We start from the raw sequence: 14,614 nt of genomic DNA, 5'->3' as shown, positions 1-14,614 counted from the left end.
ACAAAAGAATTCGGATTCTTACATACCTAGAAGATCGTTCAAGTGCTATTAACTATTTCTTAAATGATCGGCATTAGTGCAATTGCACACCTTTATATAAATTCAAACTTAGATTACAGACCGTTTTTAATGATTTCTTGCGCTAACTCATCAGCAATTAAATGCGTTGATTTTTGCTCTTTTTCGCTGCGAGCAAAAATTTCAGTTAACGTATTAAAAATACCTTCAACATGTTTATTAGACGCTGCTGCACTGTAACCTTCTGGCGCTGTTTCGTAATAAACATTAATAATACCACCGGCGTTAATTACGTAGTCTGGTGCATATAAAATACCTTTTTCACGAATAACTTCACCGTGACGAGACTCTGCCAGCTGGTTATTAGCACAGCCTGCAATAATAGTCGCTTTTAAACGCGGTATCGTTAAATCGTTAACCGTTGCACCTAATGCACATGGTGCATAAACATCAACGTTTAAGTCGTAAATTTCATCAATACCAACTGCAGTGGCACCAAAATCATTAACTACACGGTCAATTGCTGCTTGGTTAATATCAGTTACAAACAGTTCAGCACCTGCATCATGTAAATGTTTACATAAACCATAAGCAACAGCACCTAAACCTTGAACAGCTACTTTAACGCCTGCAAAGTCTTGATGGCCACGTTGATGTTGTAACGCAGCTTTAATTCCTAAAAAAGTACCGTAGGCTGTAAATGGTGATGGGTTACCACTTTTACCCTCAAGACCCAGTACGTAATTAGTTTCTTTATTCATAATAGCGACATCAGCACATGTGATATTTACATCTTCTGCTGAGTAATAGCTGCCATTTAATCGCTCTAATTGACGACCAAATGCACGGAATAATTGCTCAGATTTAATTTCTTTTGCATTGCCTATAATTACAGATTTACCGCCACCAAATGGTAAGCGCGCTACTGCATTTTTATATGTCATGCCTTTTGATAAACGTAGCACGTCGTAAACAGCATCTTCGTCGTTTGCATAATCCCACATTCTACATCCGCCAACAGCAGGACCTAGATTGGTATTATGTACAGCAATAATTGCTTTTAAACCCGACTCTTCATCAGAACAAAAAACTACTTGTTCATGGTTATCAAATTCAACTCGATTAAACACAGCCACTTAAAATACTCCGAAATAGTTAACCCGTGAGAGGGTATGCGCGCTGGAAATTGCCGAGACTTTATCACTTCATATTCGAGTTCGCTACACTCACAGATGATAAAACCGATGAAAACATGACTCTTAGATTAAATAATCAAATTAAAACTTTTATACAGATAAAAAACCCATAAAATCATCATTAGACAGTTTTAAAAACTATAAATATAAAAACCACACCAACTTACGTTTACGTGAACGTAACGATGTTGCTATATGTAAAGTTTAATATACAAGTACTAACTGCCCGCTAAGCGCTATGCTCTATAGGTTTACAGTAAAAAATGGCGATTATTACCAACTGGTCAGATGTGAAAACCTGATCATAGCTATATCTAAAAAACAAAAAAGCGAGCACTAGGCTCGCTTTTAACAACACAAGTTAGGTTATTTTAGCTTGCTATCAAGCTCTTCTATTTTAGCTTTCCAGATTGCAGGGCCTTGTGTATGCGCATTGGCGCCTTCACTGTCTACTGCAACGGTCACTGGCATATCTTCTACTTCAAATTCATAAATAGCTTCCATACCTAAATCTTCAAAAGCAACTACGCGTGCTTTTTTAATTGCTTTAGATACCAAGTAAGCTGCACCACCTACTGCCATTAAATAAACAGATTTATGCTCTTTAATCGACTCAACCGTTGCAGGGCCACGTTCAGCTTTACCAATCATGCCTACAATGCCTGTTTTTTCTAGCATCATATCGGTAAATTTATCCATGCGAGTGGCTGTTGTAGGGCCAGCAGGACCTACTGCTTCATCACGTACCGCATCCACAGGACCAACGTAATAAATAAATTTATTATCAAAGTCTACGCCTTTTGGTAAACCTTCACCTGAGTTGATCATATCTTGCAGGCGTTTATGCGCTGCATCACGACCTGTTAAAATAGTGCCTGAAAGTAAAACAGTTTCACCCATTTTCCATTCTTGAACATCTTTTTTAGTCAGTGTATTTAAGTCAACACGGCGAGTGCCTTCGCCTACTTCAAATGTTACTTGTGGCCAATCTTCTAGTTTAGGCGCTTTTAAATTCGCAGGGCCAGAACCGTCAAGCGTAAAATGTACATGGCGAGTTGCCGCACAATTTGGGATCATTACTACAGGTTTTGAAGCTGCATGCGTTGGTGCTGTTTTAATTTTAACATCAACAACCGTTGTTAAACCGCCTAAGCCTTGTGCGCCAATACCTAATTTATTAGCGCGGTCAAATATTTCTAAACGCAGTTTTTCTTCAGTCGTTTCTGCACCGCGCTCCATTAGTTCATGGATATCAACCGGGTCCATTAACGACTCTTTAGCCATCACTGCCGCTTTTTCAGCCGTACCACCAATACCTATACCTAGCATGCCTGGCGGACACCAACCAGCACCCATTGTTGGTAATGTTTTTTCTACCCACTCAGCAACGTCATCTGACGGGTTTAGCATAACCATTTTACTTTTGTTTTCAGAGCCGCCGCCTTTAGCTGCAACCATTACTTCTACTTTTCCACCCGCTACTAAATCAATATGCACAACCGAAGGTGTATTATCTTTCGTGTTTTTACGCGTGCCAGCAGGGTCTGCAACAATAGATGCACGTAAAGGGTTATCTGGATTCAAATATGCACGACGAGTACCTTCATCAACCATTTGTTGAACGGTTAAATCTGTTTTATCCCACTTAACATCCATACCTACTTTAACAAAACAGGTAATAATACCGGTATCTTGGCAAAGCGGACGCTTACCTTCAGCCGACATACGTGAGTTAATTAAAATTTGTGCAATGGCATCTTTTGCCGCTTTACTTTGTTCTTTGTTGTAGGCTTTTTCGAGTGCTTGAACAAAATCAAGTGGGTGATAGAACGAAATATATTGCAATGCATCTTCAATGCTATCAATAAAGTCTTGCTGACAAATTGTACTCATAGTGGTTCCTTAAGTTACCGTTACGCGTTGTCGCGTAATCTAAATCAAACCGGTGACGGTGGTTTGCACTGTTTTTTGCAGCTTAGTGCTGCCAAAAAATTTGACTTATGATACCCTCCCAGCCCGCTTCGAGCCAGTTTTTAAAGGGGTAGTAAATGCTAAACAATAAAAATAATTGTATTAAATTGGCGATAAAACAAAGCTGTATTGATGTATTTGCACATTTTGCACACCTTCCTTACGCTATCCTATTAGATTCTGCTAATAGTGAGCATGTAAATAGTCGTTTTGACATTATAGCAATTGAACCGACAAAGACGCTTGAAGTACAAAACAACAAGAGCTATTTAAATGATCAACAAAGCAGTAAAAGCTGTTTTGAAATAATGAATAGCGAGCTTTCGCGCCTTGATAAAACTAAAGCCGATTACGGTTTATCCTTTAACGGCGGTTGGCTTGGTTACTTTGGCTACGATCTAGGGCGTACAATTGAAAGCATTCCCACAATTGCTATCGAAGACATTAACTTACCCCAAATGGCTATTGGCCTTTACTTAGATGCCCTTATTTACGACAAGCAGCAACAAAGCTGGTTTTATGTATCGCAGCCAAACACCGATCGATTAGCGCTTTATGAGCAATACTTAAATACACACGTTAACTCTCGAGTTAATACGCAGTCCTTTGCCCTAAACAGCGACTGGCAATCAAATATGAGCGAAACGGAATACGCTGCAAAGTTTGCCCAAATTGAGGAGTATTTAAAAAGTGGCGATTGTTACCAAATTAATTTAGCGCAGCGCTTTAACGCTCAGTTTGAAGGCTCCCCTTGGGCAGCTTATATTAAACTGCGTGAGGCAAATAAAGCGCCGTTTTCAAGCTTTATAAATCACCCTCAAGGGGCTATTTTATCAATTTCTCCTGAGCGCTTTATATCTGTAAACAATAACGTTGTAGAAACCAAGCCAATTAAAGGCACACTGCCGCGAAAAGCAGATGCACTAGAGGATCAACGCCAAGCGCAAATACTCGCAGCATCAGCTAAAGATCGCGCTGAAAATGTAATGATTGTTGATTTACTGCGTAACGACTTAGGCAAAGTAGCAAAACCAGGCAGCGTTCACGTCCCTTCCCTTTTTGCTATTGAAAGCTTTCCGGCTGTGCATCATTTAGTGAGCACGGTCACCTCAGAACTTGATGAAGGTAAAACAGCGGTCGATCAGCTAAAAGCCGCATTCCCGGGTGGCTCAATCACCGGTGCACCTAAAATCAGGGCTATGGAAATAATTGAAGAACTAGAGCCGCATCGCCGCAGCATTTATTGTGGCTCAATTGGTTATTTAAGTGCGTGCGGTAATATGGATACGAGTATCACTATTCGCACCTTGGTGTGCCACAAAGCACAAATTTACTGCTGGGCAGGCGGGGGGATAGTCGCTGATTCTAAAGTCGAATTGGAATATCAAGAAACTTACGATAAAGTAAATAAAATCCTCCCTTTATTAAAACAGTAGGTCGCTTTGAATAGTGAACACATTATGGCGCGGTTTTTGTTAAGCCCTACAGCTGAGCCAAATCAATTAAAAGACACGCGTAAAAAACGCGCTAGCGCTGTTATGCTGCCAATTATTGATGTAGGCGACCATGCACATATTTTACTGTGCAAACGCCCTACTTATTTACATCATCACCCTGGGGAAATTTGTTTACCTGGAGGAAAGTTTGAAGTGAGCGATATAACTCTTCGCACCACAGCACTTCGCGAGCTAAAAGAAGAGCTAAATATTGCCCAAAGCAACGTTAATGTATTAGGTCACTTACCTGAGTATTCAACCTTAACCGGTTTTAGTATTAGCCCGTATGTGGGGTTACTTAGTAAAGGTACCACCTGGGAAAATGACTACAATGAAGTACAAGCAAGCTTTTTACTGTCTGTTACTGAATTAAATAACGAAGCTAACTGGCAACCCTTACCTTTTCAACGATTTGGGAAAACAGTTATTTTGCAAGGTTTTAAAACCCCACATGGTTTACTTTGGGGTGCGACGGCAAGCATTATAAAAAACTTTACAAAACAACTCGCCTTACCAGTTTAAATCTTCGTTATTAGTAGTTACACAATCACAATTCCACGTTATCATGCTCGACCGTTCAAAGAGCAGCTTCGTGCTGATAAAACAAAGTAGAGACACACATTATGATCAGTGCATTTGATATGTTTAGCATTGGTATTGGCCCTTCGTCATCACACACCGTTGGCCCAATGCGCGCATCACGCTTATTTGTTAATGACCTACAAGAACAACAATTATTAGCAAATGTTACCGATATTAAAGTAGAGCTGTATGGATCTCTTGGTCAAACAGGTGTTGGCCATGGCTCGGGTAAAGCCGTAATTCTTGGTTTAGCCGGTTACGATCCTGAAACAATTGATGCCGATTTAGTCGACGACATTTTAGCAACCATTGAAAAAGACCAAGTTATTTATTTAAACAAAACACACAAAGCTAAGTTTCCAAAACAAGGTGCAATTGTTTTTCATCGTCGTAAAACACTGCCTAAGCACTCTAATGCAATGGAAATTATCGCCTCAAACAACGGCGAAAAAATTTACAGCAAAGTATATTACTCTATTGGCGGTGGCTTCATTGTTACCGACGAAGAGTTTGAAAACGAAAAACAAGCGGCCCTCGATATTAGAGAAGAAAACCCGGCCCCCTTCCCATTTGGTAGCGCAAAAGAGCTACTAGAGATGTGTAAAGAGTCTGGGTTTAGTGTTTCTACCTTGATGATGAAAAACGAAAAAACACTGCGCACTGAAGATGAAATAAAAGACACGCTGTTCCATATTTGGAAAGTAATGATGGCGTGTATTGACCGTGGTATGCGCACCGAAGGTATTTTACCTGGCGGCTTAAAAGTAAAGCGCCGTGCGCCAAGCTTATACTTAAAACTAAATATAGAAGTCAGTAACGATCCACTTCGTGCAATGGACTGGGTTGATTTATTTGCCCTTGCCGTAAACGAAGAAAATGCAGCAGGTGGGCGTGTAGTAACTGCACCAACTAATGGCGCTGCGGGTATTTTACCGGCTGTGCTTATGTACTATCACACATTTGTGAAAGAAGTAGACCGCGATATAGCCACGCGCTATTTATTGACGGCCGCTGCTATTGGTATTTTATATAAAAAGAATGCCTCTATTTCAGGTGCCGAAGTAGGTTGCCAAGGTGAAGTGGGCGTTGCGTGTTCTATGGCTGCCGGTGCATTAACAGAAATTGTTGGTGGTAACGTTGTACAAGTAGAAAACGCTGCAGAAATTGGTATGGAACATAATTTAGGCCTAACGTGCGACCCTGTTGGTGGATTAGTACAGGTGCCGTGTATTGAACGTAATGCAATGGGCGCAATTAAAGCAATTAACGCTTCACGTTTAGCTATACGTGGCAGTGGCGAGCAAAAGGTATCGCTTGATAAAGTGATTAAAACCATGCTTGAAACCGGCAACGATATGAAAACCAAATACAAAGAAACCGCTCGCGGTGGATTAGCAGTTAATATTATCGAATGCTAGCCAGCTCTTTATAAAAGTAAAAAGCCGTCTATTTAAAAATAGACGGCTTTTTTATTACTCGTTTAGTCTAGTTACATTATTTAACGGGTAACTCTATATCTGCAAATAATTTATCCACGTCATCTTGGTTACGTAATAAGCTTGCTCGCTCTACTCGCTCTTTAGTTAAGTGTGGAGCAAAACGTTCGATAAAATCATACATGTAAGTACGTAAAAAGCTGCCCTTTCTAAAACCAATTTTGGTCGTGCTAGCTTCAAATAAATGGCTTGCATCAATACACACTAAATCTGTGTCGCTCACTTGATCTATCGCCATTGACGCAACAACACCTACTCCTAGCCCTAAACGTACATATGTTTTTATAACATCGGCATCAGTTGCAGTAAATACAATATGTGGCTCAAGTCCGTGTGCGCTAAATGCTTTATCAAGCTCTGAGCGACCCGTAAAACCAAATACATATGTAATAAGCGGGTACTGAGCAATATCAGCCACAGTTAAACTATTTGCCTTTTTAGCCAACGGATGGTCTTTAGCGATAACAATACTGCGGTTCCAATGGTAACAAGGCAGCATCACTAAATCTGAATACAAATGCAGCGCTTCTGTAGCAATAGCAAAATCAGCATCACCGCGTGCTGCCGCATCAGATATTTGCTGTGGTGTCCCTTGGTGCATATGAAGTGATACCGCAGGGTATTTTTTCATAAAGCCTTGAATAACATTAGGCAAAGCATAACGAGCTTGGGTATGTGTAGTTGCTATGTTTAACTTACCCTGGTCAGGCAACGTATGTTCATTAGCAACTGCTTTAATACCTTCTACTTTAGAGAGTATTTCGCGAGAAATATTAATAATATCTTCGCCAGCACCCGTTACATGCGTTAAATGCTTACCACTGCGGCCAAAAATTTGTACACCCAACTCATCTTCTAGCATGCGTACTTGTTTAGAAATTCCTGGCTGCGAGGTAAATAAACTCTCAGCAGTCGCTGAAACATTTAATTTATGATTTTGTACTTCTACTATGTATCTGAGTTGTTGTAATTTCATGGCTGCAAATTTTAACGTTATTATTCATATTATTTATAAAGGCAATACCACTTAAAACCAAGTGTTATTTACATAAAATAGTACTTTAAGGCTTTAGGTATGCAATTATCTGATTAGAGCTCAAGGCTAGCATAATAAATATGCTTGAGGTAGCGATGATTATTCAGCTTAAATTTATAAGCCCTTAGGCTTACTACCGTTTATAAAGGGCTGAACCTATCAATTTTTGGTATATTTTTAAGTTAATCGGCGCAAAGCTACCCTGTTAACACATATTTAATGTAAGATTATAAAATTAGCTTATATATCCGAGAATTACACCATGATCGTTTCTATTATAATAGTGCTTATAGTTGCATTGATTGTGATTGCACTTTGGGTAAGTGCTGTACAACAACACAAAGAAAAACAAGAAGCGGAACGCCGTAAAGAGCTTACAAAACAAAAAGCTATAATAGAAGAAACAGAAGAAGCGCTAATGAATAGTGCCAATATACCTCTTTCTGAAAATATAATCCGTGTATTGCAACGCCGTATTTACGAAGCATTAAATACGATGGTTACTAATTCGCCAACATCTAAAGCACTTAAAAGCCGTTTAGGTGAGGCTAAAACGCACCTCTCCAATGCAGTTCTAGACAACAGCAGTGAAGCCCTAGCGTTACCCAATAATGACAAACAACTTGTTGGCCTAATTCAAGGCATCAAAAAATTGCGCTCAATTTTACGCTCTGAACATAATAAAGGTCGTATTGATAGCCAAGTTTTTGTTTTAGAAGATAAACGCCTCGAAAAACTACAACTACGTATTAATATTGAAAGCCAAATAAAGCGTGGTTTGTCTGCCCGTTCAGCCAGTATGGTTGGCTCTGCAAGACAGTACTTTGAAAAAGCGCAAGCAACACTCAGTGCAGTCACCTATTCTGACGAATATGTAACAGCAAAACGCCTGGAAGTTGAAGGTTACTTAGAAGCCATAAGTGTTGAACTAAGAGCTTCTAACGCAAGCGCACTTAAAAAGAAAACAGAAGCTGAGCAAGATGATTTAGACATATTGTTTGCTCCGAAAAAGAAATGGTAGTGTTTTTATAAAAGCATTAAAAAGCCTGCACAAATTAAATTTGTGCAGGCTTTTTTTATTTTTCGTTAGCCATTAAGACAAAAATGCAAACTTGAAAACAAACAAGGCTGTTAATATCCAAACACTAATACTGACTTGATCTTTTTTACCACACAATACTTTAACCGCAGTGTACGATATAAAACCAAGCGCAATACCATGTGCAATAGAGAACGTTAATGGTGTCATTAGCAACACAACCGTTACGGGAATTGCATCGGTCATATCATCCCAATCTACAAACTTTAAATTTTGCAGCATCAACACAGCTACGTACAAAATAGCGCCCGCCGTTGCATATGCCGGTACCATTTGTGCAAGCGGTGCAAAAAACATCATCAGTAAAAAGCAAATGCCTACAACTACAGCTGTTAAGCCAGTACGTCCGCCAACAGATACACCAGCAACCGATTCTATATACGATGTAGTCGTAGACGTACCTAGCATCGCACCTGCAATTGTTGCTGAGCTGTCAGCACTTAATGCGCGCCCTAAACGAGGCATATTGCCCTTTTCATCCGCTAAACCCGCTTTTTGGGTTACAGCAACTAACGTACCTGAAGTATCAAAAAGATCGACAAACAAGAAGGCAAAAATAACACTCAACATTGAAATATCAAAAGCTGCGGCAAAATCTAGCTGCATAAAAGTAGGCATTATTGATGGTGGCATAGCCATAACACCGTGATATTCAACAAGCCCAAAACTTAGGGCAATACCAGTCACTAATAAAATACTAATAAGTACGCCACTTTTAAAATCGCGGTATAAAAGCGCAGCTATTACAAAGAAGCTTAATATAGCCAATAACGGCCCTGGAGAAGTAATGTCGCCCAACTGCACTAATGTTGCTGGGCTTGAGACAATAATGCCTGCATTTTTAAGCGCAATTAATGCTAAAAAAGCACCTATACCCGTTGCGATAGCTCGCTTGAGCACCAGAGGTATGGCATTAATAATCCACTCTCTGACTTTAAATAAACTTAAAAATAAAAATATACAACCCGACATAAATACAGCCCCTAACGCGGCTTGCCAGGTATAACCCATTCCTAATACGACACCATAAGTAAAAAAAGCATTTAGTCCCATACCAGGTGCTAATGCTAATGGATAATTAGCCCACAAACCCATTATGAAACAGCCTATTGCAGCTGCTATACATGTTGCTGCAAATGCAGCCCCTTGATCCATCCCTGTTTCAGCAAGCATAGCCGGGTTTACAAATACAATGTATACCATAGTTATAAAGGTAGTTAGGCCAGCAACGCACTCGCGTTTAACTGTTGAATTATTTTCGCTCAGTTTAAATAAGGCTTCAAACATAATAAACTTGTGATAGTAAAAAGTGGCGGGATTTTAACATAAAAATTATCTTTTACAGGACATTTTACCTTGCTATATACTAAACTATTAAAGTAATTAAAATAATAAATTAACCAATATGCTTAAAACAACACCTTGCGAGCAAGACTTAGCGCAACAACTAGATAATATTTTAGGTTTTGTGACTCAACCTGAAAATACTTCTGTGCCTATTGATAATAAAAAAAATGAGCAAAGTACTTTAAATAAAGCCCTATATTATTTAAAAAATAATCAACCCCCATTAGCAGCAAAATGGATGCGCCTTGCTGCAATGGCAGGAAACCAAAGAGCACAGTTTTATTTAGGTTTATTTTTTGTGAAAGGTGAAGGCGTGCCACAAAGTGTATTTCATGCTGTAGCTTGGTTAAGCTTGGCAAGTAGTCAGGGATACGCCCCTGCCACTGCAGCGGTTACAGATATACGTAAGCATATTGAAACTAAGCGATTTAAAGATGCCCAATGTTATGCAGCAAGTTTGTACGAACAAATCCATCAACTCCAGTTTTCTCAGATGATCCCTCGCACGAGTGAAAACACATAGGCTAACTATGAAAAAAGTACTGTATACAGTGTTTGAAAGTACTGTATATGGTTACAAAGACAATTCTATACAGTATAAAACCCGAAAATTAAGACATTACTCAAAAATTTATTTTTAGAATACCTTCTCAAAAACAACCCTATAACAAGCTGATTAATAAAGAATTATAAATTTAAAAAATAAAAACAATGATCAAAAGCTGAATAACTGTACAAATAAATAGCATAAAAGGCTTGCACGAAAACACTGTATAAACTACTGTATATGAATACTGTATAAAAACCCAGTGAGTGAAATTATGTTACAGACTATTACCGTAAGAACAGTTAAAAGTTACCAACAAGATGAGCAAAGCGATTGCGTAAATTTGATTCAGATTGAAGATGAAATTTCAGCGACCTTTGAGCTTTTAAAAGTATTACATCAGTACAATAGTTCTAATGCTTGGACGTTATTAATTGCTCCAGACCATGTACCGAGTAAAGCTTTACTTGACTCATGCTCTATTGATACAAGTAAACTCTTAGTAATTAGGCAAAAACACCTAGTAAATTTAGAGTATGTATTAAACTCTGCATTACATAACGGAAATTTTGCAGCGGTAATTACCTGGACCGATATAGTTAATAACCAATTACTTACTAATCTATCGTTCGATTTGAGTAAAACGAATACAAAACTATACTGTTTTACTAAAAATGCTCAAACAACAGAGATACCACTCGCCCAACAAGCTTGTTAAACTAATGTTTTAGACTCTGTATTATTATTATGACCTCACTCAATACCACATTATGTTTTTGCAGCAGTGGGCACGATTATGCCAATTGCTGCGAGCCGCTTCACTTATCTGTTAAGCAAGCTGACACTCCAGAACAACTTATGCGCTCACGATTTAGTGCCTATGTTATTAAAAATGCAAAATATGTTTATCAGACCTACGCAAAAGAAAAACAAGCTGAAAACCCGGTTAAAGAAATCAATGATTTTGCTAACAGTTGTCGATTTATCAATCTTGATGTAATTAGCTCAAGCCATGATGAAGATACTGGCAATGTAGAATTTAAAGCCCAATATTTTTATCAAAACTTATTTTGTGAACTTCACGAAAAATCGCAGTTTATTAAAGAAGATTCCAAATGGCGTTATTTAGATGGTGCTATATACCCAGTTGAAGATATTAAAGTGGGCAGAAATGATGATTGCCCGTGCGGTAGTAATAAAAAATATAAAAAATGTCATAGCGTGTAATAATTTTATTTGATTACCTATAAAGTGTTTTTAAGTATCACGAGCTTTATTCGCTAGCTCAGCTTAAAAACACACTTTGTTACGCCCTTGCATTTTAGACTCATACATTTTTTCGTCTGCGATCTGTAACGTATTTTTATTACTTTCGTAAGGTTGTAATGTTGAGCCGCCAATACTAATGGTAACAAACCCGTACTCTGAATATTTATGAAGAATTTTTAAGTCGATTATATTTTTTTTGATTTTATCGGCAACACAAATTGCACCTTCAGTGCTTGTATGAGGTAAAACAACTACAAACTCTTCGCCGCCATAACGCGCTACAAAATCTGTTGGCCTTTGCAAACTATTAGTAATAGTTTGTGCAACAAGGTTTAATACCGTATCACCTTGCACATGACCATAAATATCGTTGTATTGCTTAAAGTAATCTATATCGATAAGTAGTAGCGCATAATCGACTTTTTCTCGTAAGGCACTTCGCTCCATTTTACTAAAGTGTGCATCAAAATAGCGCCGATTAAACACTTTAGTTAAATCATCTAAAAATACTTTTTGATTGAGTAAGTCGTGCTGTAATTTTAATGTTATATGTGCACGAACTCGCCTAAATAATGTTTCTGTATTAATTGGCTTTTTAATAAAATCAACAGCTCCAGCTTCCCAGCACTCACTTTCTTCGTTTTCAAAGGATGTAACAAAAATAACAGGGATATCTTGTGTTTCAGTATTATTTTTTAATTTTAAGCATGTTTCAATACCGCTCATTCCACCCATATTAATATCGAGTAGAATTATGTCGGGTACCTCTGCATTGCAAATTTCAATTGCCTCTTCTCCACTTTCAGCTGTTGTTATATGAAAATGCTCTGATAATATTTTTTTCAATACTATGAGGCTCAATAACTGATCGTCAACTACAAGTACTTTAGAGTTCTTCAAACTTAATTTTAATTGATGGTCAGAGTAATTTATCGGCATGATACAACTATTTTATTTTATTAATTAAACACACCCTATAGCACTATATTTTGTTATGCAAATGTTAATGCATTGATTACTACTCAATTACCAATAAGAATTAGTCCATCGAAAACTTTTAAAGTATAAAAACAAAAAATGAGCCACTTGGGCTCATTTTTATAACTTCGAATACTTAATTAAATTAAGTATTATTCGTCATCATCTAAATCTAACTGTTGACGCTGAGCAGGTCGAGCTAAAATCTCTACATAGAAAGAGGTCAAACCTTGCTTTTCAATTTCGCCAATTTGGTTACTTAATTCAGCAACGCGCACAACTTGCGCATCTTCAGCTGTATTACCAAACTTACAGTCAAATGCCCAATAGTCAGCATCTTCAGGTAGCGTTTTATTACGCTCTCTTTTCAAATATTTTTTCACTTCGTGCTTTGCAGCATCAACCATACGAGGGTATTTGATTTTCTCGTGATTTAGCGTGAATGTTTTCTTCATTACGTTCCTAATTACCTTGGTTTAATGATAATGGCATTTCATGTCATACCATTTGACGCCATTATAGCAATTGCATTTAATTTTTGGATGCTTTTTTTTCATTAAATCAATTATTAGCAAATATATAAAGCAGACCCGTTATAAAGCATATATTAACTGATGATTATTACAATCATATATCACACCGCAATAAGCTGAAGTGGTTGATGTATTGCATCATTATTAAGACTGTCGTAAAAGGCAGCTGCATCTATTGGTGGATTAGCTAATTGCGTTTGTTCGCTTTTAATTCTTCTTCTGACAGCAAGTTCACAGTTATCTATTATATGAAGTGGAATATGCTTATCATCATTTCTAATCGCAAGCGGTTCAGGGTTTAAGCATTGTATTAGCTTAATGCTCGTCATGCCGCTACGCTCTCCTTCTTGAGATATTAATGCAGCATTGAATTGTCCAACCAACATATTATATTCATCAGTGGCTAAAAGTTGTTTTGGACCTGCGCCAAATTGCTTTCTTAATGCCTCTTCTTCTATAACTAAATTATCTATTTCAGTTTTTGGTAAATGAAATTGACTAAAGTCGAGTGCGTCATGTGACAACATTGCTAATAATAGTGAAAATTCGCCACGACGATTTTCATGCACACTATTATTGAGTCTACTGTTTAACTGACTCTCTGTGATTAACAAATCATCTATTTGCATAGTCTTTAGCCGATTGTGGTAACTGATAGATATTTATCGGCTTTATTTCAATTTTCTTTAGCTTTTTTCTTTACTTAAATACGCAATTTGCTATTATCAGCGCCGTTGCATTGGAGGGGTTCCCGAGCGGCCAAAGGGATCAGACTGTAAATCTGACGGCTCAGCCTTCGCTGGTTCGAATCCAGCTCCCTCCACCACTTTTCTTACCGCTAAGTTAAGTGGGGCCAAATGCAATAAAATTAGTGTGGAGGGGTTCCCGAGCGGCCAAAGGGATCAGACTGTAAATCTGACGGCTCAGCCTTCGCTGGTTCGAATCCAGCTCCCTCCACCACTTCTCTACTATTCCTATATTCCTATATTCCTATATTCCTATATTCCTATATTCCTATATTCCTATATTCCTATATTCCTATATTC

The 14,614-nt window shown here is 38.1% G+C and carries 14 protein-coding genes and 2 tRNA genes; 9 read left to right on the top strand and 7 right to left on the bottom strand.

Annotated features, from left to right (window positions below; genetic code table 11):
* Positions 1–113: 113 nt before the first annotated feature.
* Complete coding sequence (locus I6F53_RS18810) at positions 114–1,154, bottom strand: Leu/Phe/Val dehydrogenase (protein ID WP_197181505.1); 1,041 nt, start codon at positions 1,152–1,154, stop codon at positions 114–116.
* Positions 1,155–1,580: 426 nt separating this feature from the next.
* Positions 1,581–3,107, bottom strand: coding sequence for a fumarate hydratase (locus tag I6F53_RS18805; protein ID WP_007583843.1), 1,527 nt, complete (start codon positions 3,105–3,107; stop codon positions 1,581–1,583).
* Positions 3,108–3,262: 155 nt separating this feature from the next.
* On the opposite strand from I6F53_RS18805, the gene pabB reads away from it, so the two are divergent.
* The 3 genes from pabB to I6F53_RS18790 all read left to right on the top strand — a co-directional run bounded on the left by pabB (position 3,263) and on the right by I6F53_RS18790 (position 6,681).
* Entirely contained in the window at positions 3,263–4,621 is a 1,359-nt protein-coding gene (gene pabB, locus I6F53_RS18800; protein WP_197240776.1) for an aminodeoxychorismate synthase component I, read from the top strand.
* Positions 4,622–4,627: 6 nt separating this feature from the next.
* A complete protein-coding gene (locus I6F53_RS18795; RefSeq protein ID WP_197240775.1) occupies positions 4,628–5,203 on the top strand; it encodes an NUDIX hydrolase in 576 nt (191 codons plus the stop codon).
* Positions 5,204–5,304: 101 nt separating this feature from the next.
* Complete coding sequence (locus tag I6F53_RS18790) at positions 5,305–6,681, top strand: L-serine ammonia-lyase (protein WP_197240774.1); 1,377 nt, start codon at positions 5,305–5,307, stop codon at positions 6,679–6,681.
* A 76-nt stretch (positions 6,682–6,757) separates the two neighbouring features.
* Here I6F53_RS18790 and cysB read toward each other — a convergent pair whose 3' ends face one another.
* A complete protein-coding gene (cysB, locus tag I6F53_RS18785) occupies positions 6,758–7,735 on the bottom strand; it encodes an HTH-type transcriptional regulator CysB (protein WP_197240773.1) in 978 nt (325 codons plus the stop codon).
* A gap of 322 nt (positions 7,736–8,057) precedes the next feature.
* On the opposite strand from cysB, the gene I6F53_RS18780 reads away from it, so the two are divergent.
* The gene (locus tag I6F53_RS18780) at positions 8,058–8,816 is read left to right on the top strand and encodes a hypothetical protein (RefSeq protein WP_166420642.1); all 759 of its coding nucleotides are present in this window, start codon (positions 8,058–8,060) and stop codon (positions 8,814–8,816) included.
* A 72-nt stretch (positions 8,817–8,888) separates the two neighbouring features.
* Here I6F53_RS18780 and I6F53_RS18775 read toward each other — a convergent pair whose 3' ends face one another.
* Positions 8,889–10,181, bottom strand: coding sequence for an NCS2 family permease (locus tag I6F53_RS18775; protein ID WP_197240772.1), 1,293 nt, complete (start codon positions 10,179–10,181; stop codon positions 8,889–8,891).
* Between the two features lie 118 nt (positions 10,182–10,299).
* On the opposite strand from I6F53_RS18775, the gene I6F53_RS18770 reads away from it, so the two are divergent.
* The 3 genes from I6F53_RS18770 (at position 10,300) to I6F53_RS18760 (ending at position 12,015) form a co-directional block, all read left to right on the top strand.
* Complete coding sequence (locus tag I6F53_RS18770; RefSeq protein ID WP_197240771.1) at positions 10,300–10,764, top strand: tetratricopeptide repeat protein; 465 nt, start codon at positions 10,300–10,302, stop codon at positions 10,762–10,764.
* Between the two features lie 298 nt (positions 10,765–11,062).
* Positions 11,063–11,506 carry a SulA-like leucine-rich domain-containing protein gene (locus I6F53_RS18765; RefSeq protein ID WP_149591965.1) on the top strand — a complete coding sequence of 148 codons (444 nt, stop codon included), beginning with the start codon at positions 11,063–11,065 and terminating at the stop codon, positions 11,504–11,506.
* 29 nt (positions 11,507–11,535) lie between these two features.
* A complete protein-coding gene (locus I6F53_RS18760; RefSeq protein WP_197240770.1) occupies positions 11,536–12,015 on the top strand; it encodes a YchJ family protein in 480 nt (159 codons plus the stop codon).
* A gap of 63 nt (positions 12,016–12,078) precedes the next feature.
* On the opposite strand, the gene I6F53_RS18755 is transcribed toward I6F53_RS18760, so the two are convergent.
* The 3 genes from I6F53_RS18755 to I6F53_RS18745 all read right to left on the bottom strand — a co-directional run bounded on the left by I6F53_RS18755 (position 12,079) and on the right by I6F53_RS18745 (position 14,197).
* A complete protein-coding gene (locus I6F53_RS18755; RefSeq protein ID WP_197240769.1) occupies positions 12,079–12,996 on the bottom strand; it encodes a diguanylate cyclase in 918 nt (305 codons plus the stop codon).
* Between the two features lie 191 nt (positions 12,997–13,187).
* Positions 13,188–13,490, bottom strand: a complete 303-nt coding sequence (locus I6F53_RS18750; RefSeq protein WP_197240768.1) for a DUF6172 family protein — start codon at positions 13,488–13,490, stop codon at positions 13,188–13,190.
* Between the two features lie 179 nt (positions 13,491–13,669).
* On the bottom strand, positions 13,670–14,197 hold the full coding sequence (locus I6F53_RS18745) for a VC2046/SO_2500 family protein (protein ID WP_197240767.1): 528 nt from the start codon (positions 14,195–14,197) through the stop codon (positions 13,670–13,672).
* A gap of 112 nt (positions 14,198–14,309) precedes the next feature.
* Between I6F53_RS18745 and I6F53_RS18740 the strand changes: the two genes are divergently transcribed.
* Positions 14,310–14,394: transfer RNA gene (locus I6F53_RS18740), tRNA-Tyr, on the top strand.
* A gap of 49 nt (positions 14,395–14,443) precedes the next feature.
* Positions 14,444–14,528 (top strand) — tRNA-Tyr (locus I6F53_RS18735).
* Positions 14,529–14,614: the final 86 nt, after the last annotated feature.

The sequence above is a fragment of the Pseudoalteromonas sp. SWN29 genome, assembly GCF_015864465.1.
Classification (GTDB): Bacteria; Pseudomonadota; Gammaproteobacteria; order Enterobacterales; family Alteromonadaceae; genus Pseudoalteromonas.
Note: the sequence above shows the minus strand (reverse complement) of the source record. Positions and strands in the feature narration are given on the sequence as shown.